Raw genomic sequence first — 23,627 nt, forward strand, 5'->3', positions numbered from 1 at the left:
GAACCGGCGACTACGGCGCCCGGCGCGACGACTGACAGCGGCCGGCGGGCACACGCACCTCACACGACAGCTCACAGCAGCTCCCGACGGCACCACGGCCCGGACGGGACGGCACCCGGCACCACGGACTGCGCGGAGGCGGACATGCGGCGGACGGACCCCGAGGGCCACGGACCCGTCCGCTACGGGCCGCCCCTGCCCGCCGACGGCCTTCCCGTGCTCCCCGAGCTGTCCGCCGTGCTCGCCGCCGCCGCGCACCGCGCCGACGCCCAGCCCGTCGGCGGCGCCCCCGCCCTGCTGGAAGCGGCCTGCGGCTACTGGACCCGCCGCGGACTGCCCTGCGCCCCCGACCGGGTGGCCGCGGGCCCCGGCGCCCCGGCACTGCTGCTCGCCCTCACCGCCGCCCTCGCCGGGGACGGCGCCGACGTCCTCGTACCCCGCCCCTGCGCCGCCTGGTGGGCCCCCTACGCCCGCCTGCTCGGCCGGCCCGCCTACCACGTGCCCACGCCCCCCGAGAGCGGCGGCGTCCCCGACCCGTACGCCCTCCTGGAGACCGTCCGCCGGGTCCGCGCCGAGGGCGGCGACCCACGGCTGCTGGTGCTGTCCGTCGCCGACGACCCCACCGCCACCGTCGCCCCGCCCGAACTGCTGCACGAGACCCTCGAGGCCGCCACGGCCGAGGGCCTGCACCTGGTCAGCGACGAGACCTGGCGCGACACACTGCACTCCCCGCACGAGACGGTGCTGCTCAGCCCCGCCGAGATGCAGCCCGACCGGGTCACCGTCGTCACCGACCTGGCCGGCGCCCTGCTGCCCCCCGGCTGGCCCGCCGCCATCGCCCGCTTCCCGGCCACCGAGACCGGGCTGCACCTCCACGCCCGCGTGCTCGACATCCTCACCGCGCTCGGCGCCCGGATCGCCGCCCCCGTCGCCGCGGCCGCCGGATACGCCCTCGACGAACCCCCGCCCGTCACCGAGCGCCGCGAGGCCACCGTCCGGCTGCACGCGCGCGTAGCCGCCGCCGCGCACGCCGCGGTCGTCGCCGCCGGCGCGCTCGCCCGCCCGCCCCAGGCCGGCCGTCACCTGTACGCCGACCTCGGCCCGCTGCGCGAACCGCTCGCCGCTCAAGGCGTCGGAGACGCACAGGAACTGGAGGACCTCCTCACCGCCCGGCTCGGCATGCCCGCGCCCGGCGGCCACCGCTTCGGCGACGATCTCGGGGCCCTGCGCGTACGCCTCGCCACCGGGCCCCTGCTGGGCGGCACGGACGAGGAACGCACGGAATGCCTCACGTCACCCACGCCGTTGGAACTGCCGCAGGTGCAAAGGGCGTTGGTCTCTCTGAGGTCGGTCCTCGACGATCTCCGCGACGACGCTCAGCGATGGGAGCCTCCTCGATGACGCAGCAGACGGATGAGCCCGGATCGACCACCACGACCGCCGCGACCACCACCGCGGCGGTCGGCGCAGCCGACACGCCGGTCCCACTCGTGCACCCTCTGCCACCGCCGGCCGAGCCTCGCCCCCTCGGCGAGCACCGGGTCTGGCCACGCAGCTTCCACGACCGGCTCACCGCCCCCCTGCCCGGCCTCAAGGCCCTCGCCCGCTTCGCCCGCGAGGGTGCCGTACGCCCCGGTCCGGAAGGCCTGGCCGACATCCCCCGGCTCCCGTACGCACCCGCCCCGCTGCCCCGCGTCGACAGCCGCACCCTCGCCGTCACCTGGGCGGGACACGCCAGTTGGGTCATCCAAATCGGCGGCCTGACCGTCCTCACCGATCCCGTCTGGTCCCGCCGCATCCTCGGTACCCCGGCCCGCATCACCCCCGTCGGCGTCGCCTGGGACACCCTGCCCCGCGTCGACGCCGTCGTCATCAGCCACAACCACTACGACCACCTCGACGCCCCCACCCTGCGCCGGCTCCCGCGCGACACCCCCGTGTTCGTGCCCGCCGGCCTCGGCCGCTGGTTCCGCCGCCGCCGGTTCACCTGCATCACCGAGCTGGACTGGTGGGAAGGCGCCGAACTCTCCGGTGTCCGCTTCGACTTCGTGCCCTCGCACCACTGGTCCAAGCGCACCCTCACCGACACCTGTCACAGCCTCTGGGGCGGCTGGGTCCTCACCGCTTCCGACGGACAGCGCCTGTACTTCGCCGGTGACACCGGCTACGGCCACTGGTTCGCCCGCATCGGCCGCCGCTACCCCGGCATCGACCTCGCCCTGATGCCCATCGGCGCCTACGACCCCCGCTGGTGGCTCAGCGACGTTCACTGCGACCCGGAAGAAGCGGTCCAGGCCACCCTCGACCTCGGCGCCCGACGTATGGCCCCCATGCACTGGGGCACCTTCATCCTCTCGGCCGAGCCGGTCCTGGAACCGCTCACGCGGGCGCTGGCGGCCTGGGAGAAGGCCGGTCTGGAAAGGGAAGACCTGTGGGATCTACCGGTGGGCGGATCGAAGGTGCTGGAGTGCAGCGCCACGTAAGGGGCGCGGGACGGTGCCGAGGTGCGGCTCCGCCGCGTGGGCGTGACGAGCCACACGCGACCCGCACTCCGAAGACGGCCCGGGTCTCCCGCGGCGCTACCGGTCAGCCCCCACGGACGCGTCGCACGAAACCCGGCGCCGCGCTGACCACGACGGTCAGCGCGACCGCCGCGACCACCCCCTCCCACGGCTCCTTGAACAGCGACCCACCCAGAATCCCGATCACCTGATACGTGACCGCCCACGCCAGACACGCGGGCAGGTTTCCCCGCGCGAACCTCCTCAGCGGCCAGTCGGCCATCAGACAAGCCAACATCACCGGTATCCGCCCCGCAGGGAGAAGCCGGGACAGCACCAGCACCGCGACCCCATGCCCGGCCAGCTTCTCCCGCGCCTGCGCCAGCCGCTCCTCCGGCGCCCGCGACCGTATCGCCTCCAGCCACCGTGAGCCGTTCTTCGACCGCATTCCGCGCCGCCCCAGCCAGTACAGCGACGCATCCCCCAGGAACGCGGCCAGCGACGCCGTCACGAACACCAGGACAAGCGAGAACGGCGCCGTCTGATGGAACGCCACCACCGCCGCCGAACTCACCAGCGCCCCGGTCGGCACCACCGGCACCAGCGCGCCGATCAGCACCAGCAGGAACAACGACGGACAGCCGAGCGCCTGCTGCCTCGTCTCCGGCGACACGGGCAACGCGGCGGCGAGCGCCGCAGCCGAGACCAGCCGGCTCACCGCGCGACCTCCAGCCGGACACTCTCCCCGTGCCCCAGCCTGTGCACCGCCACCTGCGGCGCGGCCACGGCCGCCAGCCGCACGAACTCGTCGCCGGGCGCGTGGAATTCGTGCGGGCGCACCAGGTCCATGCCGATCGGCCAGTACGTCCCGTAGTGCACCGGCACCGCGACCCGCGGCGCCAGCCGGGCCAGTGCTCGTGCCGCCCGCCCCGCGTCCAGATGTCCCTCACCGAGATACGGCCCCCAGCCGCCCACCGGCAGCAGCGCCACATCCACCGGCCCGACCTGCTCGGCCATGGCGTCGAACAGCCCGGTGTCACCGGCGAAGTAGGTGCGTGCCTCGCCCGTCACGACGTAGCCGAGCGCCGGTGAGCGGTGCGGGCCCACCGGCAGCCGCCGCCCGTCGTGCAGCGCGGGCACCACCCGCACCAGCAGGTCACCTATCCGCACCTCGTCCCCGGGGACCACCTCGGTCATCCGCAGCCGCCGCAGCCGGCGCAGACCGGGTACCGCCCGTGGTGCGCCCCGGGGCACGAGCAGGCGCGTGCCCGGGGCCAGGGCCGCCAGCGAGGGCAGATGCAGATGATCGGCGTGCAGGTGGCTGACGAGGACGACGTCGGCACGGCGGGCCCCGGGCGGCGGTACGGCACCGCGGCGGCGCCGCAGATGCGCCAGCCGACGGGCGAACAGGGGATCGGTGAGCACCCGTGTGTTCGCATCCTCCACCGTGCAGGTGGCGTGACCCCACCAGGTGATCTCCACCGGCACCTTCTTCGCCTCCTTCACGCGACTCCCCGAAGCCTACGGGCAGGAGTAGGGTCGGCGGCGAAACCCTGAGGTGAGGGGGACGCCATGGGACAGCTGCGGGGTGCCTTCGGTGCGGTCATGCCGGTGCGGGTCACCGCCATCGCGAGCCTGACACCTCTGGAGGAGCTGGAGGCCGACCCCTTCCTGGTGGACTCCCGCAGCCAGCACGCGATGTGCGCCCGCTGGGCGGCCGAGCACGGGTACGTGGTCGCCCGGGAACTCCTCGTCGGCGGCCTGCGGTTCGACCACTGCGCCCTGTGGGACGGGGTACGGCCCGGTGTGGACGTGTTCGTCGCGCCCAGTCTGCGGGTGCTGGAGCGGGCCCTGTCGTCGGTGGAGGAGTTCACCGCCGAGTGCGCGCGCCGGGGCGTGCGCGTGGAGACGGTGGGGCGGGCCGAGCCCTTGTACGACGCGCAGATGAAGGCCCGCGTGCACCGGCGCCTGTCCATGCCGACGGCCGGCTACGACGGACGGTGACGCCCCCGTGGTCCGCCCTGACGGGCGTTGCCCGGTACGACCCCCGGCGGGCCCTGCCCGGTATGACAAGGTGGAGCCCGGCCCGGTTGGTCGAGCGGGCCGGGACGTGAGGTATGCGGGGCGTGCGAGGGGTGCGGTGGCGGCGGATCGCCAGTCAGGTCGGACGGAGCGTCGCCGTATGGGCGGTCTCCGCACTCACCATGCTGGTCCTCGCCGCGCTCCTGCCCGACTTCCAGCTTCAGTCCGCCGACGGTGACAGCGCCACCCGCATCGCCGTCACCGCCGCCTGCGGTGCCGGCGCCTTCGGTGTGTTCTCGGCGGTCGTCTGGCCGGTCCTGGTCCGGCTGCTGCTGCTCGTACCCGCCCTGGTACTCGGCCTGCTGGTCTTCTTCCTCAACGGCTCCCTGCTGCTGCTCGCCCTGCGCATCAACCCCTCCGGCCGCGGCGAGGCAGCCCCGGAGACCGCCGTCATCGTCGCCGCCGTGATGTCCGCCGTCGCCTCGGCCACCGGCGCGGCCCTCGCCGTACGGGACGACGAGGCCTACCGGCGGCGTCTGCACCGGCTCGCCACCCGCAGCCGCCGGGCCCAGCCGCCCTGCCCGTCCGCCCCCGGCCTGGTCTGCGTCCAGCTCGACGGCGTGGGCCACGACGTGCTCACGGAGGCGGTCCGCGAGGGGCTGATGCCGACCGTCGCCCGCTGGCTGGCCACGGCCGGCGGTACGCAGCCGCCGGGCGACCGCATACAGCCCGTCGGCGGCATACAGCCCACCGACGGCCTCGGCGGTCTTCAGCCCACCGGGGGCATACAGCCGACGGGCGTCGGTACACAACCGGCGGTCGACCGCACGCAGCCCACCCACCGCCTCACCCCCTGGTACACCGACTGGTCAAGTCAGACCGGCGCAAGCCAGCTCGGCATCCTGCACGGCAGCACCTTCGACGTGCCGGCCTTCCGCTGGTACGAGAAGGACCGGGGCGACGTGATGGTGTGCAATCGACCGACCAGCGCCGCCGAGCTGCAGCGTCGCGCCGTACGGCGCACAGGCGACGGCGGGCTGCTCGCGCTCGACGGCGCCAGCCGCGGCAACCTCTTCAGCGGCGGCGCCGGTGAACAGGCCCTCGTCCTGTCCATAGCGGCCCGCCGCCGCAACCGGGAGAACCGTTCCCGCGCCGGTTACTTCGCCTACTTCTCCGACCCCGCCAACGCCGTCCGCACCGCTTTGTCCTTCGTCGCGGAGGTGGCCCGCGAGATCGGCCAGTCCACCCGCGCCCGCATCGGGAAACAGCGCCCGCGCGTCGGCCGCGGCGGTCTCTACCCGTTCGTGCGCGCCTTCGCCACCGTCGTCGAACGGGACGTCGTCGTCGCCGCGGTGATGGGTGACATGCTGGCCGGCCGCACCGCCGTCTACGCCGACCTCGTCGCCTACGACGAGGTCGCCCACCACTCGGGACCGCACAGCCGGGACGCCGCGAAGGTGCTGCAGCGCCTCGACCGGTCCCTCGCCCTCCTGGAGCGGGTCGCCGAACGCGCCCCCCGCCCCTACCGGATCGTCGTCCTCTCCGACCACGGACAGAGCCCCGGCGAGACCTTCCGCGCCCGCTACGGCCTCACCCTCGGCGACCTGGTCCGGGCCGGTTGCGGACTGCCCGTCCCACGCCGCGCCGAACGCACCCGCAGCGGTGCCGAGGCCCGCGCCGCCGTCCGGGCCGCACTGCGCCGGCCCGTGGAGGAGAACGGCGCGCACCACCCCTCCTCCCGCGATTCGGAGCCGATCGTGCTCGCCTCCGGCAACCTCGGCCTGGTCTCCTTCCCGGACGTGCCGCATCGCATGACCAAGGAGGAGATCGACGCCCGCCACCCCGCCCTGCTCACCACCCTCGCCAATCACCCCGGCATCGGCTTCCTGCTGGTGCGCAGCGAGGCACACGGCGGCGTGGTGCTGGGCGCGTACGGCGCCGAGATCCCGCTGGCCGAACTCGACGACGACTTCGGCCCGCTGGCCCGCTTCGGCCCCGGTGCCGCCGACGCCGTCCGCCGCACCCACTCCTTCCCGCACACCGCGGACATCATGGTGAACTCCGCCCATGATCCGGCCGACGGGGAGGTCCTCGCCTTCGAGGAGCAGATCGGCTCCCACGGCGGCCTCGGCGGCGCCCAGTCGCGCCCGTTCCTGCTCTCCCCGCTGGACCTGTCCGCACCCTCCGAGGACGGAGAACGGCTGACCGGCGCCGAGCACGTGCACCGCGTACTGCGCCGCTGGCTGGGTGAGCTGGACGGACCGCAGGTGCCGCTCACCACGGGCGTGGAGGAGGAGCGGGCCGCCTGAAATCCGGCTGCGCCCGCACCGCCGTTCACACGCCCGAGGACCTGCCCGCGAGCTACCCCGACGGTGACGAGGAGCGGCTCGCCGCCCGCCGGCGCGCCCATTCCGCAGGGAAGTCACCTCCCGTCACCCCGCGCGGGCCGGTCCTGAGAGTGCGATGAGCCCGGATGTGATCGGATAGGGACAGGGAATCCGGAAACGGGACCACTTGCGAAAGGAACCATCGTGGCTACCACGCGCACCGCGCACACCGTCTGGGAAGGCAACCTGCTCGAGGGCAACGGCGTCGTCACCTTCGACTCCTCCGGCATCGGCCGGCAGCCGGTCACGTGGGCCTCGCGCGCCCAGGACGCGAACGGCAAGACCAGCCCCGAGGAGCTGATCGCCGCCGCACACTCCAGCTGCTTCTCCATGGCCCTCTCGCACGCCCTGGCCGGCGCCGGCACCCCGCCCACCCGGCTGGAGACCAACGCCGACGTCACCTTCCAGCCCGGCGAGGGCATCACCGGCATCCACCTCACCGTGCGCGGTGAGGTGCCCGGCCTGGACGCGGAGGGCTTCGCCTCGGCCGCCGAGGACGCCAAGAAGAACTGCCCGGTCAGCCAGGCCCTGACCGGTACGACCATCACCCTGACGGCCGAGCTGGTCTGACACTCGTCCGTCCCCGCGTGCCGCGTCCCCGTCAAGGGACGCGGCATCGCCGTTTCCGGGCCCCGTCCATTGACAGCGCCGCACGCACGTTCTGTGCTGGAAGGGCGGCAGGCGCCCTTGGCGGAAGGGGACGGACCATGGCACGTGCGGTCGGGATCGATCTCGGGACGACGAACTCGGTGGTGGCCGTCCTGGAGGGCGGCGAGCCCACGGTCGTCGCCAATGCGGAGGGTGCGCGGACCACACCCTCGGTGGTGGCGTTCGCGAAGAACGGCGAGGTGCTGGTCGGTGAGGTCGCCAAACGGCAGGCCGTGACGAACGTGGAGCGCACCGCCCGCTCGGTGAAGCGGCACATGGGCGATACGGGCTGGCGCTTCCCCGAGCAGGGCACCATCGACGGCAGCCGCCTGCGGGCGCAGGAGCTGTCGGCGCGGGTGCTGCAGAAGCTGAAGCGGGACGCGGAGGCCTACCTCGGCGAGGACGTCACGGACGCGGTGGTCACCGTACCCGCGTACTTCGACGACAGCCAGCGCCAGGCCACCAAGGAGGCCGGGGAGATCGCCGGCCTGAAGGTGCTGCGGATCATCAACGAGCCGACCGCCGCCGCCCTCGCCTACGGCCTCGACCGGGGCGAGGAGCAGACCGTGCTGGTCTTCGACCTCGGCGGCGGCACCTTCGACGTGTCGCTGCTGGAGATCGGCGACGGTGTCATCGAGGTCAAGGCCACCAACGGTGACACCCACCTCGGCGGCGACGACTGGGACCAGCGGATCGTCGAGCACCTGGTCAAACGGTTCAAGGGGCAGTACGGCATCGACCTCGCGGCCGACAAGATGGCGGTGCAGCGGCTCCGGGAGGCCGCCGAGAAGGCCAAGATCGAGCTGTCCTCCTCCTCCGAGACCTCGATCAACCTGCCCTACATCACCGCCTCCGCCGAGGGCCCGCTGCACCTGGACGAGAAACTGAGCCGAGCCCAGTTCCAGGAGCTGACCGCCGACCTGCTGGACCGCTGCAGGACACCCTTCCACCAGGCGGTACGGGACGCCGGAGTGAAGCTGTCCGCGATCGACCACGTCATCCTCGTCGGCGGCTCGACGCGGATGCCCGCGGTCACCGAGCTGGTCAAGGAGCTCACCGGCAAGGAGCCGCACAAGGGCGTCAACCCCGACGAGGTCGTCGCCGTCGGTGCGGCCCTCCAGGCGGGCGTCATCCGCGGCGACGTCAAGGACGTGCTGCTGCTCGACGTCACCCCGCTGTCCCTGGGGATCGAGACCAAGGGCGGCATCATGACCAAGCTGATCGAGCGCAACACCACGATCCCCACCCGCCGTTCGGAGATCTTCACCACCGCCACCGACAACCAGCCCTCGGTGGGCATCCAGGTCTACCAGGGTGAACGCGAGATCGCCGCCTACAACAAGAAGCTCGGCGTCTTCGACCTCACCGGCCTGCCGCCCGCCCCGCGCGGCGTCCCGCAGATCGAGGTCGCCTTCGACATCGACGCCAACGGCATCATGCACGTCTCCGCCAAGGACCTCGCGACCGGCCGCGAGCAGAAGATGACCGTCACCGGCGGCTCCGCCCTGCCCAAGGAGGACATCGACCGCATGATGCGGGAGGCGGAACAGTACGCGGAGGAGGACCGCAAACGCCGCGAGACCGCCGAGACCCGCAACCAGGCCGAACAACTCGTCTACCAGACCGAGAAGTTCCTCCGCGACAACCAGGAACGCGTGCCCGCCGACACCCGCCGGGAGGTCGAGGACGCGGCCACGGAACTCAAGGCCCTGCTGGAACAGAACGCGGACACCGCCGCCCTGCGCACCGGCGTCGACAAACTCGCCACCGTCAGCCAGAAGATGGGGCAGGCCATGTACGCGGCGGCCGCCGGAGGGGAAGCGGCGGGGGAGCGCAGCGCCGAGGAGCAGGGTGCCGCCCCCGACGAAGAGGGTGTGGTGGACGCGGAGATCGTCGACGAGGAACGGGACGCGAAGGGCGGCGCGGCCTGACCGCCCCGCCGCTCCCAGTCCCGCCGCTCCGGACGCGGCCCCAACCGCCCGGGGTCGCCCGCATGGGGGAGCGCACCGCGGCGAGCGCGGCCCGCACCGGCCCGCCGCCCGCGGCGAACACCTCCGCCGGGTGCTCCAGCGGGGCAGCGCGGGCGCCAGGGTCGCGGACGGCCGGGGTCAGAGGTTCTCGCGCCACTCCCGCAGGAGCTTCTCCGTGCGCTGGGCGGAGGCCGCCCGGGCCGTCATGTGGTCCAGCACCTCCAGATGCGCGGCGACCTCCCGGCGGGAGTCCAGGTAGAGCGCGCCGGTCAGGTACTCGGTGAACACCATGTCCGGCAACTCCGGCTCGGCGAACCGGAACAGCGTGAAGGGCGCGTACGTCCCCGGATGCGGGCCGGCCGCGAACTCGGCGACCTGCAGTGTGACCCGGTCCCGTTCCGCGTACTCCAGGAGCCGGTCCAGCTGGTCCCGCATCACCTCGGACCGCATGCTCACAGGACGCCTGAGCGCCGTCTCGTCCATGATCACCCACAGGTGGGGCGGATCGTGCCGCTCCAGCAGCCTCTGCCGCTCCATGCGCAGCGACACATGCCGTTCGATCGTCTCCGGCTTCCGCTGCCCGATCGTCCCGGCCTCCAGCACCGCCCGCGCGTACTCCTCGGTCTGCAGAAGTCCGGGCACGAAGTGCGGCTCGTAGGAGCGGATGACCCGGGCGGCGCCCTCCAGGCTGACGTACAGGCTGAACCAGTCCGGCAGCACATCGTGGAACCGCTGCCACCAGCCCGGCTGGTTCGCCTCCTCGGCCAGCCGCACGAACGCGGCCTCCTCCTCCTCGGCCACGCCGTAGGCGGACAGCAGCACCTGCACGTACGGGATCTTGAGCGCGACCTCGGCCATCTCCATGCGCCGCACGGTCGCCGACGCCACCCGCAGCACCCGGGCGGCCTCCTCGCGGCTCAGCCCGGCCGCCTCCCGCAGCTCCTGCAGCCGCTTGCCGAGCACCACCTGGCCCACAGTGGGCGCAGCCCGCCGCTCACTCACGCCACGCCCTCCCCTACGCGCCGAAGTACGCGGGCAGTCTGTCACGGGACGCCTCCTCGCACACGGGGTCGAGGGACCCGACCTCGGCGTGCTCGCGGGTACGGAGGTCAACCGGCCAGCGCTTGCAGGTACTTGGTGGTCAGCGGGTCCGCCGGCAGGAACGTCTCGATGGCGAGTTCGGCGACCGTGACGTCCATCGGTGTGTTGAACGTGGAGATCGACGACACGAAGGACAGGACCCGGCCGTCGTGCTCGATCCGCAGCGGCAGCGCGAAGTACGCGACGGGCTCGGCCGGTTCCTCACCGGACGCGTCCTCGGGCACCGGGTAGGCCGACACCTCCTCGTACAGGGCACGGAGCCGGTCGGAGCGGTGCAGGGCGATCTCCCGCTCCATCTGCGCCAGCAGATGCCCGCGCCACTCCCGCAGATTCCGGATGCGCGGCGCCAGGCCCCGCGGGTGCAGGGTCAGCCGCATCGCGTTCGGCGCCGGTGTCATCAGCTCCTCCGGCACGCCCTCCAGCAGCATCGCGATGCCCCGGTTCGCCGCGAGGACCGTGTAACCGGCGTCGACCACCAGCGCGGGATAGGGCTCGTAGCCCCGGATGAGGCGTTCCATGCCGTCGCGCAGTGCGCCCAGTGCCGGGTCGTCCAGCGGGGTCTCCGGGTAGTGCGGGGCGTAACCGGCCGCCAGCAACAGGGCGTTGCGCTCGCGGACCGGCACGTCCAGATGCTCGGCGAGCCGCAGCACCATCTCCTCGCTCGGCCGGGACCGGCCGGTCTCGATGAAGCTGATGTGCCGGGCGGAGGAGTCGGCACGCACCGCCAGTTCCAGCTGGGAGACCCGGCGCCGCTCCCGCCAGGCGCGCAGGTGTGGGCCGACTCCCCTGCCGGCGGCGGTGGCGGACGCGGTTACGGAAGGACCGGACGCGACACTGGTCATACCGACGACCCTAATCGACGCGGGCGCCCCTGACCGAGGAGTGAACGCGGGACCGAGCCGGGCCCGTGAGCGTGGCCGACGTCCTGACGGGGCCCTGTGGACGCGGCCGACGCGTCGGCGGAGTGCGCCCGCCGCCGACGTGGCAGGCTGAGCAGGTACCCGCCTGCTCCGGAGGCGGGCCGCATGAGGCGTCCTCGCGGGGACACCCACCGCCACGAAGGGAGACCCGGCCATGGCCGTCGAACCGCTGTCGCAGAAGGAGATCGAGGACCGGCTGGCCGAGCTGCCCGGCTGGTCGGCGGAGGGTGACCGGCTCACCCGCGCCTACCGGCTCGGCTCGCACTTCGCGGCGGCGGCGCTGGTCATGCACATCGCCGGCATCCAGGACGAGCTGGACCACCACTCCGACCTCACCCTCGGCTACAACACCGTGTCCCTCAGCGTGAACACCCACAGCGCGGGCGGCGTCGTCACCGCGAAGGACTTCGGTCTCGCCCGCAGGGTGGAGGACATCGCCCCAAGCCACGGTGCACACTGAGCGGTGTGCTCGACTACGACAAGGAGGCCGGCCGCTACGACGCCTCCCGCGGCGGCGAGGTCCGCGCCGCGGCGGCCACGCAGGCCCTCCTCGCCCTGATACCCGACACCCCCGGCCGTCTCCTCGACGTCGCCTGCGGCACCGGGATCGTGACCCGGCGGCTCGCCGCCGCGCGCCCCGGGCTGCGGGTGACCGGCGCCGACCTCAGCCCCGCCATGGTCCGCATGGCCTCGGCCCGGCTGCCCGGCGCGATCGTACGGGCCGACAGCGGCCGGCTGCCCTTCCGCACCGGCAGCGTCGACGCGGTCACCACCGTTTGGCTGTTGCACCTGCTGGACGACGCCGAGCAGGTCCGTGCCGTCGTCGCCGAGTGCGCGCGGGTGCTGCGGCCCGGCGGGGTCTACGTCACCACCGTCGACAAGGCCGCCGCGCACGACGTCGGCAGCGACATCGACGCCGTCCTCGCCTCCCGCCCGCGCCGCGCCGCCGCGGACGCAGCCGCCACGGTCACCGCGCACGCCACCCGGCTCGGGCTGCTGCCCTCGGGCCGGACCTCGTTTCGCGGCGTCGGACAGGGCCGCAGCCCCCGCGGCACCATCGCCGACCTGCGCCGCGGCTGGTTCACCCTGCTGCCGCCGGACGAGCCGCGCACCGAGGAGTTCGCCACGCGTCTGGCCCGGCTCCCCGACCAGGACCGGCCCCGCGCGGACCCGTCCTTCAGCCTGCGCGCGTTCCGCAAGCCGACGGCCGTCTAGGAGCGCCCGGTGGCCGGTGCGCAGGGCCGCCGCGAGGTCGGCCGCCGGGCGAGCCTTCGCCGCCTTCCTCGGCGAGGTGCCGCTGCGCTGCGGTGCGCCGAATTCCGCACCGGCCACAAAGGGTTCCGCGACGGATGAGACCTCCGTGCCCTTCGCGGGGCGCGCACCACCTGCATATCATGCGCGCATGGCGGAGACGGAGGCGTTGCGGCAGGCACTGGAACAGTGTGCGCGGCGCGCGGACAGGATCGGCTTCACCTTCGCCGACGGGCGCGAGTTCCTGGGGTGGGCTGAAGAGGTAACCGATGCCGGGGTGCTGGTGTCATGGGCGCCCAACCCCTTCTACTTTCAATCGACAAGTGGCGGCGCTTGGGAACCGGACGACGAGTGGGTGACGCTGACACACATTGCGGCGGAAAGCATCAGCGCGTATGACGAGTCGGCAGGGCGCTGGGTGCCTCTGCTGCGACTCTGACCGGGGTTGTGACTGTGCACGCCGACCAGAGGTGAAGAACGTCGGCGGCAGGCTCACCGACTTCTGCCTGTTGGTTCGACGGGGATGAGGACTTTGGAACGCGGCTTCGCATGCGACGTTCTGGTCGTGGGAGCTGGACCGGTCGGTCTGACGGCGGCCGTTCTGCTGTCACGCGCGGGTCTCGAGGTGACGGTGATCGACCGTCGCCCAGGGCCGGTGACGCAGTCGCGGGCAACGGACCTTCATGCGCGCACCCTTGAGGCACTGGCACCCAGTGGGCTTGCCGACATGCTGCTGCCTGTGGGCCGGCGGGTGCGTGCAGTCGACATATGGTCCGCCCGCAGGCGGCTCGGGGGATTCGGGACCGCCGAGTCGCGTTCGGCCTATCCCTACATCCTCACTGTGCCGCAATGCGCGACGGAGGGCGTCCTGTGCCAAGAGGCGGAACGATCCGGGGTGGCCGTGCACCGCGTCACAGCCGTCAGGTCGTTGCGCGAGGACACGAGTGGGGTGACTGTCGTCACCGACCGGCAGGGAGCACTGCGAGCGCGGTACGTGGTCGCGGCGGACGGCGCCTCCAGCACGCTCAGGCACCTGACGGGCGTCGCCTTCCGCGGTCACTCACACCCGGGAGTGTGGGCGCTGGCGGACCTCGAGGTGAGGGCTTCCTCGCTGCCCCTCGACCGTATTCACATGGTCTCCGGGCCCCGGGGTCTGCTGGTGGTGCTGCCCATGCATCTGGACGGCTGGGCGCGCGTTGTCGTGCACCACCCCTTCACACGAGGCCGGGAAGACCGCTTGCCGTGGCAGGACGGGCCAAGCCCCGCCCTGATCGTCAGCGAAGCGGAGGCCCGGGGGTGGAACGTCACCTGGTCCGGTTGCCGTTGGGTGAGCACCTTCCGTACCCACTGCCGGCTTGCCTCACCCGGCGACTCGGCACGGGTGATCCTCATCGGCGATGCCGCCCATGTGTGCAGCCCTGTCGGTGGCCAGGGCCTCAACCTCGGCCTGCGGGACGCCGTCACCCTGAGCTCCCTTCTCCGTGACACGGCCCCGCACACCCAGGCAAGGCTCGCGACGTGGAAGCGTGCCCGACGCGCGGAGGCACTGCATGTCCTCGCCCGCACCCACGCGGCCACGGCCGTCTGGAACCTACGGTCCGCTCCGGCTGCCGCGCTGCGCGATCGAGCGCTCCAAGGACTTCTCTCAGTCCGCTCGGGGCGCCGCCTGTTCGCCGAGGCCGTGGCCGGCCCCCGATCCGGGTGAGCGCGCCGCCGGGCCGGCACACCGCGGGCTGGGTGAGTCCGGCACGCGTGTCCTGAGCCGCATCCGGCTTCCCGCGTCCCGAGCGAGCCGCGTCCGCTTGAGGGCAGACGAACGGGTTCGTTCCCGCCACTGTCACCTACTTGCCCCACCAGCCGGTGGCCTCGGACTCCGGCTCACGGCGTGACGAGAAGGGCGTGACGACCGGGCGGCCCCCGGCGTGGGTGGGGACCGCCCGGCCCGTGGCCTCGTCGTCGGGTGACGAGGCCCTGCACGCGGAGCGTCCGGCGGGGCTTATTCGAGGAGCTCCGCGTACGAGCCCATGGCCAGGGCGATGTCCGCCTCGGCCCAGAACCGGTGGTACGTGAAGACGGGCGCGGCGCCGCCCTTGAGGTAGGCCTCGATCTTCGACCAGCCGGGGTCGTTCTCGTAGAAGGACCGCAGGGAGGAGAAGGTCGAGGTGGAGTCGATCGCGTCACCGTTCGGCATGGTGCCGGTCCAGCCGTTCGGCACGTACACGCTGTCGCCGAACCGGCTGTAGTCGCTGCGGGTCTCGGGGACGGCGATGCCCAGGCTGTCCCGGTGGTTGCTCCACATGCCGTCCAGCAGCGCCTTCGCCGTGGACTTCGCCGTGGCGTCACCGGACTTGGCGGCGTAGAACGTGAGCGTCTTGGCGTACGCGGCCGCCACGCCGACGTCGTCGGTGTAGTCGGCGACGGTGACGTGGAGTCCGGTGTTCGCTCCCGGACCCGAGGCGTTCCAGGTGTCGGGCCGGCCCGACCACTGGAGGGTGGAGGGGATCCGGTAGGTGCCGTCCGGGTTGATCGTGGTCTTGGACAGCGCCCACTTCACCCACTTGCCGAGGATCGCCTCGGCCGTGGCGTCACCGGTCTGCTGGTAGTACTCGGCCACCCGTTCCATGGACCACGCCTGGAACCCGAACCACTGGTTGGACGGCGGGTCGTGGTAGACGGGCTGCCAGTCGTAGTACATCCCGTAGAAGGTCGGCGTACCGGACGGCGGGGTGGCGTAGCGGCCCTGCCAGCTGTTGGTCGCGCCGCCCGCGATGGCGCCCTCGGACGACTGCAGCCACTGGTAGAACTCCAGCTGCCGCTGCAGCGACTTGCCCCAGTCGCTCGCTCCCGTCGCCGACCTGGGCTTGAGGTCGGCGTAGGAGCTGAGCGCGTACGCCGCGAGGGGGTTCTGATAGCCGCCGTGGGCATGGCTGGAGCCGATGCGCCAGGCCCAGCCCGCGCTGGTGTCGGTGGCACCGCCCCAGGCGTAGTACCAGGACAGCAGGTAGTGCGAGGCGTCCTTGCCGGTGCCGGCCGCGCAGGCCGACGGACCGGCACAGTTACCGATCTTCTTGAAGTACTTGTCGTACATCGCGTACCGCAGGTAGTCGCCCATCTTGGCCGCCTTGGCGACCGTCGCGGACACGTCACCGCCCTTGCCCTGCGCCTTCGCCCACACGTCCGCCCAGTAGGCGGCCTGCACCGCGCGCGCGTCCGCGTCCGGGGCGTTCGTGTACCTCCACTGCTTGGCGTAGGAGGAGTCGCCGGTGAACAGGTCCAGGTAGCCGTTCTTGCCGCCGTACCTGAAGGCGTCGCAGGTCGGCTGGGGGATCGTCTCCCAGACCGACTCCTGGGCGCCGCGCTGGAAGGTGTTGATGTACGACGGTCCGGTCGCCGTGGGGCCCGCCTCGCAGCTGCCGGGCTCGTTGCCGTAGCCGTAGACGTTGTCCACGTCCTGGATCCAGTGCATACCGTAGACGTCGTCCGAGCCGTACGCGGTCTTCAGTTCACCGGCGATGGGGTCCGGTCCCACCGACACCGACGTGTCCAGCTTCGCCGGATACTCGTTCGGCGTGTCCAGTTCGGGCGCGTACGTCGCCGGCTTCGAGGCGTCGTAGAAGGAGTTGGTCGGCTGGTCGGCGTGTGTGGGGATCATGTACTTCTCCATGAGGCCCCACGCGCCGTTGAACTTCGACCAGTCACCGGTGACCTTGCCGTACATCGCCTGCAGCCAGAGGAGATAGCTGTAGGCCTCCGACGTCGTCTCATGGCCCTGGTCGGGGGCCTCGACGATCAGCGTCTCCACCGAGTGGTACGGGATGCCCTCGGGGGAGAAGTAGCCGTTGGCCGGGTTGGTGATCTTCCCGTACAGGTCCAGGAAGCGGGCGTCGTACGCCTTCGACGCGGCCAGCTCCGTCACCGTGACCGTCGCCTTGGTGTGGCCGGTGGCCGAGGCGGTGAAGGTCGCGCTGCCGGCGCCGGAGGAGTCGGCCGTGATGGTCACCGGCTGCGCGGTGCTCCAGTTGGCGGGCGTGAAGGTCAGCGACGCGCCGCCGGTGACCGACAGACCCGTGTTTCCGTCCGTGCGGGCCACGCTCACCGTCACGTTCGCGCTCGGCTGCGCCGACAGCTTCACCGTGAAGGTGCCCGATCTTCCTTGCTGGACGCCGAGTTGGGCCGGTGAGGCGACCACGGCCGGTCCGGAGGCGACCGTGATGCCGACCGGTGTGGACGCCGCGGAAGCGCCCAGACTGTCGTACGCCTTCGCCACCAGTGAGTGACTGCCCACGGTCAAATTTGAGGCCGAGAGCGTGTAGGGCGCGCTCGTGTCCGTCCCGAGCAGCGCGGTGTCGTCGTAGAACTCCACCCTGCTGATCGTCGCGTTGTCGGCCGCCGCCGCGGTCGCCGCGAGCGGGACCGCGTCCCCCCGCGTGTAGACCGCGCCTGTGCTCGGGCTGGTCAGCACGGTGACCGGTGGCTGGTGCGCGCCGGCACAGGTCGTGCCGTTGACCGCGAAGGAGGTGGGTGCGGTGTTGGTGCCGCTGTAACCGAACTGGGCGCCGGTGGAGACGGCGGCCCCCGCGGCGATGGTGCCGTTGTGGGAGGCGTTCTTCACGGTGACCGCCTGGCCGGACTGGGACCAGATGCCGTTCCAGCCGTTGGTCAGCTTCTGGCTGCCCGAGTAGGTGTACGTGAGCGTCCAGCCGTCGATCGCGGCCGTCCCGCGGTTGGTGATCGTGAGGTCGGCGGTGAAGCCGGAGCCCCAGTCGTTGGTCTTGTAGTCGACGCTGCACCGAACGGCCGCGGCGTGCGCGGTCGTCGTTCCGGTGGCGAGCATCGTCAGGGGCAGGGCGAGCGTGACCAGCGCGGCGGTCCACCACCGCCGCGCGGTTCTGCGTCTGCGTCCGGGATCCATGTGCTGGTTCCTCCTTGCGGCGTGCGGCTGGAGAGAAGTCAAGGCCTGAACCAGTGGGAGCGCTCCCATAGTGCGGACGGGCCTGTGAGTGGTCAAGGTGCTTGGAGAGTCGAAAAGATTCGACGGGCCGAGTTGAGGAAAAGTCGGCGACTCCCCTGGGCAACCACGCCACTTGGCGCTACCTTCCTTCGCACCAGTGGGAGCGATTCCATTCAGTCGGCGCGCCCGTCGCGCGCCCAGCTGCAAGGAGTCGCTCATGCGACACCCCCCGCGTTCAGTACTTCTGGCCGCCGCCGGTGCGGTCGTGCTCCTGGGAGGCGCGGTCCTCCCGGTGGCAACGGCCCAGGGAGCCACGCCCGCGTGCACGGTGGAGTACGCCGTCACCGGCCAGTGGGACAGCGGCTTTCAGGGCTCCGTCACGATCACCAATTACCAGGCCGCGCTGAGCAGTTGGAAGCTCACCTTCGACCTTGCGGGCGGCCAGGAGGTCACCCAGGGCTGGAACGCCAAGTGGTCCCAGTCCGGCGTCACCGTGACGGCGGCCAACGAGGGCTGGAACGGCTCGCTCGGCACCGGCACGAGCGTCAGCGCCGGATTCCTGGCCTCCTGGCCGGGGAGCCATACCGCGCCGACGGTGTTCAAGCTCAACGGCACGACGTGCGACGTGGACCCGGAACCGATGACACCCCCGCCGACCGATCCACCCCCGTCCGACGGCACCGCGCCCGCCCTGCACGTGTCGGGCACCAGGCTCGTGGACGCCGACGGCAGGACCCACCGGCTGCTCGGTGTGAACCGCTCCGGGGGCGAGTTCATGTGCGTGCAGGGCTACGGCATCTGGGACGGTCCGGTCGACGACGAGGCGATCAGGGCGATCGCCGGCTGGAAGGCAAACGCGGTCCGCATCCCGCTCAACGAGGAGTGCTGGCTGGGTCTTTCCCACATCAAGCCCGAGTACGGGGGCACCGGCTACATCAACGCCGTCAAGGAGCTGGCGGCCCGCGTCGAGGCGCACGGCATGACACCGATCCTCGAAATGCACTGGTCCTACGGCCAGTACACCGGCAACTCGGCCGGCTGCCCCGACGTGCACGCCACCTGCCAGAAACCGATGCCCGACATGCGGTACGCCCCCTTGTTCTGGGCTTCGGTGGCAGGCACCTTCAAGGACGACCAGGCGGTCGTGTTCGACCTGTTCAACGAGCCCTACCCGGACCGGGCGACCGCCGGCACGGCGGACGCCTGGAAGTGCTGGCGGGACGGTGGCACCTGCCCCGGGATCTCGTACGAGGTCGCCGGTATGCAGGACCTCGTGGACAGCATCCGCGGCGCGGGCGCGAAGAACGTCATCATGGCCGGCGGGGTCGCCTACTCCAACGACCTCAGCCAGTGGCTGACGTACCGGCCCACCGACCCGGCCGGCAATCTCGCCGCCGCCTACCACGTCTACAACTTCAACACCTGCGCGAACGAGAGCTGCTGGAACTCCACCCTCGCCCCGGTCGCGGCCCAAGTGCCGCTGATCGCCGGGGAGGTCGGCGAGAACACCTGCTCGCACGGGTTCGCCGACCGGGTCATGAAGTGGTTCGACGACCGGAACCTGTCCTACCTGGGCTGGACCTGGAACACCTGGGACTGCTCCTCCGGCCCGTCCCTCATCTCCTCCTACGACGGCACGCCCACCGCCTTCGGTATCGGGCTGCGCGACCACCTGCGCGCCGTCAACCCGTAGACCCCACGGACGACAGAAGGAACCCGCGCTCATGAGTCGTACCAGAATGTCCCTGCTCGCTGCCCTGGCGCTGGTCGCCGGGGCCTCCGGGGCGGCGCTCACCGTCGCTCCGGCCGGCGCCGCCACCACCGCCGTTCCCTGCACCGTCGACTACAAGGTGCAGAACCAGTGGGACACCGGCTTCACCGTCGCCGTCACCGTCACGAACAACGCGGCCACCAAGTCGAGTTGGTCGGTGAAGTGGTCGTACGCCGGCGACCAGAAGGTCACCAGTGGCTGGAACGCGAAGATCAGCCAGAGCGGTACCGCCGTCACCGCGGCCAATGAGAGCTACAACGGCACGCTGGTCACCGGGAGTTCGATCAGCTTCGGCTTCAACGGCTCCTACAGCGGCACCAACGTCGTACCCGCCACGTTCACCCTCGACGGCGTCACCTGCAACGTCGACGGCGGTGGCAGCGGGGGAGGCGGCGGAGGCGGTGGAAACGGCGGCGGCACCGGCAGCCGGGTCGACAACCCCTATGCCGGGGCCAAGGTGTATGTGAATCCGGAGTGGTCGGCCAAGGCCGCCGCCGAGCGGGGCGGCTCACGCATCTCCAGCCAGCCCACCGGCGTCTGGCTCGACCGCATCGCGGCGATCAACGGCGTGAACGGCGGTATGGGCCTGCGAGACCACCTCGACGCCGCCCTCGCCCAGAAGGGCGGCAACGAAGAGGTCGTCCAACTGGTCGTCTACGACCTTCCGGGCCGGGACTGCGCGGCGCTGGCCTCCAACGGCGAACTCGGCCCGACGGAGATCGACAAGTACAAGACGCAGTTCATCGACCCGATCGCCGCGATCCTGTCCGACCCCAAGTACGCCTCCCTCAGGATCGTCACCACCATCGAGATCGACTCGCTGCCCAACCTCGTCACCAACACCGGCAGCCGCGCCACCGCCACCCCCAACTGCGACACCATGCTCGCCAACGGCAACTACGTGAAGGGTGTCGGCTACGCCCTCGCCAAGCTCGGCGCCATCCCGAACGTCTACAACTACCTCGACGCCGGCCACCACGGCTGGCTCGGCTGGGACGACAACTTCGCCCCCTCCGCCAACCTGTTCGAGCAGGCGGCGACCAGCGAGGGCGCGACCGTCGACGACGTGCACGGCTTCATCACCAACACGGCCAACTACAGCGCCCTGAAGGAGGACCACTTCACCATCGCCGACAGCGTCAACGGCACCACGGTCCGTCAGTCGAAGTGGGTCGACTGGAACCGCTACGCCGACGAGCTGTCCTTCGCCCAGGCGTTCCGCAGCCAGCTCGTCTCGGTCGGCTTCAACGCGAACATCGGCATGCTGATCGACACCTCCCGCAACGGCTGGGGCGGCGCCGCCCGCCCGAGCGGACCGGGAGCCAAGACCAGCGTGGACACCTACGTCGACGGCGGCCGTTACGACCGCCGTATCCACATCGGCAACTGGTGCAACCAGTCCGGCGCCGGCCTCGGCGAGCGCCCGCAGGCAAACCCGGCCGCCGGGATAGACGCCTACGTGTGGATGAAGCCTCCGGGCGAGTCCGACGGCTCCAGCAGCGCCGTCCCTAACGACGAGGGCAAGGGCTTCGACCGCATGTGCGACCCGGCGTACACGGGCAACGCCCGCAACGGCAACAACCTGTCCGGCGCCCTGCCGAACGCCCCGCTGTCCGGGTACTGGTTCTCCGCCCAGTTCCAGCAGCTGATGCAGAACGCCTACCCGCCGCTGCCGTAGCCCGGTGAGTCTCCGCCGGGGCCGGCCCTCACCGGTCAGACCCCGGCGGATCGCGTGCTCCACCGTGGGAGCCCTGTCCATGCGGGCCGGCTCGTGCGGCACCGCCGGGTCGTTCTTTGCCGTAACGGCAACTCGGGTTGCTCAAGTCCGGTGTGCCGTCGCACCCTGACCGCATCCCGACGAGAGGCTGACCACCATGGCGCACCACCCTCACCACCACAAGCACGGACACGGACACGACACCACCGACATCGACTGGAACGAGCTGGGCCCCCTGCTGGAGGCCCAGGCGGAGCTGTTCACCCCCGTCTACGAACGGGCCATGGCCTGGCTCGCGAAGGAGGTGACCGAGCCGGGCCTGATCGTGGACGCGGGCAGCGGGCCCGGAGTCGTCTCGTGCCTGTTCGCCGAGGCCTTCCCGGGCGCCCGGGTCGTCGCCGTCGACGGCACCGAGCCGCTGCTGGAGCACGCCCGCGCCCGCGCGGCACGGCAAAGAGTGGCCGACCGCTTCGACACGCTTACCGGTGAACTGCCCGGCGTTCTGGACGAGTTGGAGTATCCGGCCGACCTGCTGTGGGCCAGCCGCAGCCTGCACCACCTCGGCGACCAGCGATCCGCGCTCGCCGCCTTCGCCGCCCGGGTGGCACCCGGCGGCACCCTGGCCCTCCTCGAAGGCGGTCTGCCCTCCCGCTTCCTGCCCCGGGACATCGGCATCGGCCGCCCCGGACTCCAGGCACGGCTGGACGCGCTGGAGGAGGAGTGGTTCACCCGGATGCGGGCCGACCTGCCCGGCTCCGTCGCGGAGATCGAGGACTGGCCCGCCCTGCTGGCCGCCGCCGGCCTCAAGCACGCCCGCACCCGCAGCTTCCTGCTCGACCTGCCCGCCCCCGTGACCGACCGGACCCGTGCCTACGTCGCCGCGTCCCTGTCCCGCCTGCGCGACGGCCTTGGCGACGCACTCGGCCCGGAGGACCGGGCCACCCTCGACCGCCTTCTCGACCCGTCCGACCCGGCGAGCGTGCACCTCAGGCCGGACGTGTTCGTCCTGGGCGCCTACACGGTGCACACGGCGGTACGCCCGGTCTAGCCCTGCGCCCCACGCGACGGGCGGGCGCGGTGTGCCGGGAAACGGACGGCCCGATGCCGCTGCCCCCCTCGGCCCACCGCCCCGGCGCCGGTGCGGGGCCCGGCGCGGCGACGACGACCGGCCCCTCCCGGGGGCGCCGACGCCCACCGAACCCGCCTGCCGGCGCGCGGCGTCCGGCAGTGGCCGGCACACGTCGAACCTGCCCGTGAGCGTACGGCGCCCGCCGGCGTACGGCGCCCTCAGCACCGCCCCGGCCGCGCGTGCACGCTCACCGGCACACCCCGTACCGTCCGCGTCCCGCACTCCTCGAAGGATTCGGCGAGCACCCGGTGCGTCACCATCTCGCCGCCGGGGCGCCGGACGGTGCGGTCGAGGTGGGGGAGACGGCTGCTCCCGGCCTGCCGGCGGCGCGGCTGGCGGTCGGGGACGGGCCCCTACTGGCCCTCGGATTCCCTCCGGACGGTGCCGACTTGCACGCCGCGGCCTCTGATCTGGCCGATCGCGCTTACCCGTTGGTGCCATGCGGTCTGCGCCGGGCGCGGGAGACGGCGAGGGGAAGCCCGTATCTCCCGCGCCCGGCCGGACAGTGATGGCGGACCCCGTCCGCGAACCCGTGGCCCGAGTCGCTCAGTTGTTTTCGATGAACCGCTTGGCCAGCTGGTCCCCGACGGTCACCGCCGCGCTGTGGCTCTCGATGGGGGAGACCTTGGAGTTCTTGAACAGGATGTACGTCACGCCCGAGTCGACACCGCCGGTGGCCGGGTCGGGGTCGATGCCGAGTGCCTTGGCAGTGGCGTACGACGCCTCGCCGATGATCTTCGTGGGGCCGGTGTCGCCGACGACGGCGTACTCCACCTTGTTGTTGTAGATGACGGCGACCACACCGCCGCCCTTGATGCCGGCGCCGGCGTAGTTCCAGATGCCGCTGGAACTCGGGACCACGACGTACGGCAGGGACTCGGCCTTCAGCGGCTTTCCGTCGGACTGGTGGAAGGCGGTGTCGTCCTGGTACCAGGGGTCGCGGTTCTCGTTGCAGTTGGTGGTGCGCTGGCCGTCGCAGTCGATGTCCATGTCGGCCTTCCAGAACACCGCGCCGTTCTTGCCGCACACGGGGATCGTGGCCGAGGTCTCGTCGTCGGTCTTGTACTTGCCGTTGGATATCTGCGTACAGGACGTCACCTTGGCGAGCAGGTCGGCCGCGCTGACCGTGCCCTCCTGGGCGGATGTGGGCGCTGGCCTCGGCGCGGAGGCCGCGGACGCGTTCGCGGGGAGGGCTCCGGCGGCGAGCAGGGCGGCCCCGGAGGCCGCGGCGAGGGTCAGTGTTCGAAGACGCACTGTGG

General features: G+C 71.9%; 19 protein-coding genes. 13 read left to right on the forward strand and 6 right to left on the reverse strand.

The genetic code is table 11. The features are described from left to right. The first annotated feature begins 144 nt into the window (after positions 1-144). Together ABZ079_RS21595 and ABZ079_RS21600 are read left to right on the forward strand one after the other, a co-directional pair. A complete protein-coding gene (locus ABZ079_RS21595) occupies positions 145-1,401 on the forward strand; it encodes an aminotransferase class I/II-fold pyridoxal phosphate-dependent enzyme (RefSeq protein WP_356941041.1) in 1,257 nt (418 codons plus the stop codon). Then, positions 1,398-2,483 carry an MBL fold metallo-hydrolase gene (locus ABZ079_RS21600; protein WP_356941042.1) on the forward strand — a complete coding sequence of 362 codons (1,086 nt, stop codon included), beginning with the start codon at positions 1,398-1,400 and terminating at the stop codon, positions 2,481-2,483. Before ABZ079_RS21595 ends, ABZ079_RS21600 begins: the two co-directional genes overlap by 4 nt. Before the next feature lie 103 nt (positions 2,484-2,586). On the opposite strand, the gene ABZ079_RS21605 is transcribed toward ABZ079_RS21600, so the two are convergent. Then, the gene (locus ABZ079_RS21605; protein ID WP_356941043.1) at positions 2,587-3,219 is read right to left on the reverse strand and encodes a VTT domain-containing protein; all 633 of its coding nucleotides are present in this window, start codon (positions 3,217-3,219) and stop codon (positions 2,587-2,589) included. Beyond that, on the reverse strand, positions 3,216-3,989 hold the full coding sequence (locus ABZ079_RS21610) for an MBL fold metallo-hydrolase (protein WP_356941176.1): 774 nt from the start codon (positions 3,987-3,989) through the stop codon (positions 3,216-3,218). The genes ABZ079_RS21605 and ABZ079_RS21610 overlap by 4 nt, the downstream gene beginning before the upstream one ends. Before the next feature lie 84 nt (positions 3,990-4,073). On the opposite strand from ABZ079_RS21610, the gene ABZ079_RS21615 reads away from it, so the two are divergent. From ABZ079_RS21615 to dnaK, 4 genes are all read left to right on the forward strand, one after another. Further along, positions 4,074-4,505 (forward strand): hypothetical protein, encoded by a 432-nt coding sequence (locus tag ABZ079_RS21615; RefSeq protein WP_356941044.1) that lies wholly within the window; start codon positions 4,074-4,076, stop codon positions 4,503-4,505. Between the two features lie 113 nt (positions 4,506-4,618). After that, the gene (locus ABZ079_RS21620) at positions 4,619-6,832 is read left to right on the forward strand and encodes a phage holin family protein (RefSeq protein WP_356941045.1); all 2,214 of its coding nucleotides are present in this window, start codon (positions 4,619-4,621) and stop codon (positions 6,830-6,832) included. Between the two features lie 222 nt (positions 6,833-7,054). Beyond that, positions 7,055-7,480 (forward strand): OsmC family protein, encoded by a 426-nt coding sequence (locus ABZ079_RS21625; protein ID WP_356941046.1) that lies wholly within the window; start codon positions 7,055-7,057, stop codon positions 7,478-7,480. A gap of 137 nt (positions 7,481-7,617) precedes the next feature. Beyond that, entirely contained in the window at positions 7,618-9,489 is a 1,872-nt protein-coding gene (gene dnaK / locus ABZ079_RS21630; RefSeq protein ID WP_356941047.1) for a molecular chaperone DnaK, read from the forward strand. A 177-nt stretch (positions 9,490-9,666) separates the two neighbouring features. Here dnaK and ABZ079_RS21635 read toward each other — a convergent pair whose 3' ends face one another. Both ABZ079_RS21635 and ABZ079_RS21640 read right to left on the reverse strand, forming a co-directional pair. Beyond that, on the reverse strand, positions 9,667-10,530 hold the full coding sequence (locus ABZ079_RS21635) for a helix-turn-helix transcriptional regulator (RefSeq protein ID WP_356941048.1): 864 nt from the start codon (positions 10,528-10,530) through the stop codon (positions 9,667-9,669). A gap of 107 nt (positions 10,531-10,637) precedes the next feature. Beyond that, positions 10,638-11,471 (reverse strand): helix-turn-helix transcriptional regulator, encoded by an 834-nt coding sequence (locus ABZ079_RS21640; protein WP_356941049.1) that lies wholly within the window; start codon positions 11,469-11,471, stop codon positions 10,638-10,640. Between the two features lie 232 nt (positions 11,472-11,703). On the opposite strand from ABZ079_RS21640, the gene ABZ079_RS21645 reads away from it, so the two are divergent. From ABZ079_RS21645 to ABZ079_RS21660, 4 genes are all read left to right on the forward strand, one after another. Next, positions 11,704-12,009 (forward strand): 4a-hydroxytetrahydrobiopterin dehydratase, encoded by a 306-nt coding sequence (locus ABZ079_RS21645; RefSeq protein ID WP_356941050.1) that lies wholly within the window; start codon positions 11,704-11,706, stop codon positions 12,007-12,009. Between the two features lie 5 nt (positions 12,010-12,014). After that, positions 12,015-12,764 (forward strand): class I SAM-dependent methyltransferase, encoded by a 750-nt coding sequence (locus ABZ079_RS21650; RefSeq protein ID WP_356941051.1) that lies wholly within the window; start codon positions 12,015-12,017, stop codon positions 12,762-12,764. 187 nt (positions 12,765-12,951) lie between these two features. Continuing rightward, positions 12,952-13,239, forward strand: a complete 288-nt coding sequence (locus ABZ079_RS21655; RefSeq protein WP_356941052.1) for a hypothetical protein — start codon at positions 12,952-12,954, stop codon at positions 13,237-13,239. 84 nt (positions 13,240-13,323) lie between these two features. Continuing rightward, positions 13,324-14,505, forward strand: coding sequence for an NAD(P)/FAD-dependent oxidoreductase (locus tag ABZ079_RS21660; protein ID WP_356941053.1), 1,182 nt, complete (start codon positions 13,324-13,326; stop codon positions 14,503-14,505). Between the two features lie 291 nt (positions 14,506-14,796). On the opposite strand, the gene ABZ079_RS21665 is transcribed toward ABZ079_RS21660, so the two are convergent. Next, positions 14,797-17,712 (reverse strand): glycoside hydrolase family 48 protein, encoded by a 2,916-nt coding sequence (locus tag ABZ079_RS21665; protein ID WP_356941054.1) that lies wholly within the window; start codon positions 17,710-17,712, stop codon positions 14,797-14,799. Positions 17,713-17,968: 256 nt separating this feature from the next. Here ABZ079_RS21665 and ABZ079_RS21670 point away from each other — a divergent pair, with 256 nt between their 5' ends. From ABZ079_RS21670 to ABZ079_RS21680, 3 genes are all read left to right on the forward strand, one after another. Beyond that, the gene (locus ABZ079_RS21670; RefSeq protein ID WP_356941055.1) at positions 17,969-19,444 is read left to right on the forward strand and encodes a cellulose binding domain-containing protein; all 1,476 of its coding nucleotides are present in this window, start codon (positions 17,969-17,971) and stop codon (positions 19,442-19,444) included. A gap of 31 nt (positions 19,445-19,475) precedes the next feature. Then, positions 19,476-21,200 (forward strand): glycoside hydrolase family 6 protein, encoded by a 1,725-nt coding sequence (locus ABZ079_RS21675; RefSeq protein WP_356941056.1) that lies wholly within the window; start codon positions 19,476-19,478, stop codon positions 21,198-21,200. A gap of 196 nt (positions 21,201-21,396) precedes the next feature. Then, positions 21,397-22,287 (forward strand): methyltransferase, encoded by an 891-nt coding sequence (locus tag ABZ079_RS21680; RefSeq protein WP_356941057.1) that lies wholly within the window; start codon positions 21,397-21,399, stop codon positions 22,285-22,287. A 627-nt stretch (positions 22,288-22,914) separates the two neighbouring features. Here ABZ079_RS21680 and ABZ079_RS21685 read toward each other — a convergent pair. Continuing rightward, on the reverse strand, positions 22,915-23,622 hold the full coding sequence (locus tag ABZ079_RS21685; protein WP_356941058.1) for a glycoside hydrolase family 75 protein: 708 nt from the start codon (positions 23,620-23,622) through the stop codon (positions 22,915-22,917). Between the last annotated feature and the right edge of the window lie 5 nt (positions 23,623-23,627).

This window comes from Streptomyces sp. NPDC006314, from assembly GCF_040613075.1.
GTDB lineage: Bacteria > Actinomycetota > Actinomycetes > Streptomycetales > Streptomycetaceae > Streptomyces.

Excerpts from the sequence above, each read along its gene's own strand:
- ABZ079_RS21595 (WP_356941041.1), top strand. The coding sequence starts at position 145 with ATGCGGCGGACGGACCCCGAGGGCCACGGACCCGTCCGCTACGGGCCG.
- ABZ079_RS21600 (WP_356941042.1), top strand. The coding sequence starts at position 1,398 with ATGACGCAGCAGACGGATGAGCCCGGATCGACCACCACGACCGCCGCG.
- ABZ079_RS21615 (WP_356941044.1), top strand. The coding sequence starts at position 4,074 with ATGGGACAGCTGCGGGGTGCCTTCGGTGCGGTCATGCCGGTGCGGGTC.
- ABZ079_RS21620 (WP_356941045.1), top strand. The coding sequence starts at position 4,619 with ATGCGGGGCGTGCGAGGGGTGCGGTGGCGGCGGATCGCCAGTCAGGTC.
- dnaK (WP_356941047.1), top strand. The coding sequence starts at position 7,618 with ATGGCACGTGCGGTCGGGATCGATCTCGGGACGACGAACTCGGTGGTG.
- ABZ079_RS21640 (WP_356941049.1), bottom strand. The coding sequence starts at position 11,471 with ATGACCAGTGTCGCGTCCGGTCCTTCCGTAACCGCGTCCGCCACCGCC.
- ABZ079_RS21645 (WP_356941050.1), top strand. The coding sequence starts at position 11,704 with ATGGCCGTCGAACCGCTGTCGCAGAAGGAGATCGAGGACCGGCTGGCC.
- ABZ079_RS21655 (WP_356941052.1), top strand. The coding sequence starts at position 12,952 with ATGGCGGAGACGGAGGCGTTGCGGCAGGCACTGGAACAGTGTGCGCGG.
- ABZ079_RS21660 (WP_356941053.1), top strand. The coding sequence starts at position 13,324 with ATGAGGACTTTGGAACGCGGCTTCGCATGCGACGTTCTGGTCGTGGGA.
- ABZ079_RS21665 (WP_356941054.1), bottom strand. The coding sequence starts at position 17,712 with ATGGATCCCGGACGCAGACGCAGAACCGCGCGGCGGTGGTGGACCGCC.
- ABZ079_RS21670 (WP_356941055.1), top strand. The coding sequence starts at position 17,969 with ATGCGACACCCCCCGCGTTCAGTACTTCTGGCCGCCGCCGGTGCGGTC.
- ABZ079_RS21675 (WP_356941056.1), top strand. The coding sequence starts at position 19,476 with ATGAGTCGTACCAGAATGTCCCTGCTCGCTGCCCTGGCGCTGGTCGCC.
- ABZ079_RS21680 (WP_356941057.1), top strand. The coding sequence starts at position 21,397 with ATGGCGCACCACCCTCACCACCACAAGCACGGACACGGACACGACACC.